1 protein-coding gene is annotated in these 982 nt (G+C 26.1%); it reads right to left on the bottom strand.

What is annotated here, in order from left to right; translation table 11 throughout:
• Positions 1–66 precede the first annotated feature (66 nt).
• Positions 67–744 carry a uracil-DNA glycosylase gene (locus HMPREF0216_RS13290; protein WP_005215179.1) on the bottom strand — a complete coding sequence of 226 codons (678 nt, stop codon included), beginning with the start codon at positions 742–744 and terminating at the stop codon, positions 67–69.
• Positions 745–982 lie beyond the last annotated feature (238 nt).

The following is a 982-nucleotide window of genomic DNA, read 5'->3' on the forward strand; positions in this document are numbered from 1 at the left end:
ATATAATTAATATTAATTATATAGTGTGCCTTTTATGTAATTGAAGCTTTAATTAGTATTTATAAATTAAATATTTTCAATTTGCCAATCAATAGGTTTTTTGTTAATAGATATAAGAAAATTATTAATCTTTGAAAATGGTTTACTACCAAAGAAGCCTCTAGATGCAGATAGAGGACTAGGATGAACAGAAGAAAGAATCAAATGTTTTTTGTTAGTGATAAGTTCTTTTTTCTTTATTGCATTATTTCCCCAAAGTAAAAAAACAACAGGATCTTCTTTTTCATTTACTAATGAGATAATTTTATCAGTGAAGATTTCCCAACCAATATTTTTATGTGAATTAGCTTCACCAGCTCGGACAGTAAGCGAAGTATTTAAAAGTAAAACTCCTTGATCAGCCCATTTTTTTAGATAACCGTTGTTAGGAATATAGCATCCTAAATCAGAATTTAATTCCTTATATATGTTTAATAGTGAGGGGGGAATCTTTACACCTGGATTAACGGAAAAGCTTAATCCATGAGCTTGGTTAGGCCCATGATAGGGATCTTGACCAAGAATAACAACTTTTACATCTTTATAAGGCGTAAAATGTAGAGCATTGAATATATCAAATTTATCAGGATAAATTGTTTTAGTATTATATTCGGATACTAGGAACTTTCTTAATGATAAATAATAGTCTTTTGAAAATTCATCTTCTAGCAGCTCTTTCCAATCATTGTTTAATATATTTGACATGATAATCACCTCGATATTTAGTTTTAACAATATTTAATGCAAATATTAATTAATTATAACACAAACGCTACCTAGTATATCAATAGTAGAAAAATAAAGAAAAATAAAGAAAAATATAATAAAATTAATAATAAACTTGAATAAAATAATAAAATATTGAAATAATAAAAAGTGAATGATGTTAAGATAAAACACGTCGCTGATAGCAAAATGTAAAACTTGATTAAAGCAAGATATA

The sequence above is a fragment of the Clostridium celatum DSM 1785 genome (assembly GCF_000320405.1).
Taxonomy (GTDB): domain Bacteria; phylum Bacillota; class Clostridia; order Clostridiales; family Clostridiaceae; genus Clostridium; species Clostridium celatum.

Excerpts from the sequence above, each read along its gene's own strand:
- HMPREF0216_RS13290 (WP_005215179.1), bottom strand. The coding sequence starts at position 744 with ATGTCAAATATATTAAACAATGATTGGAAAGAGCTGCTAGAAGATGAA.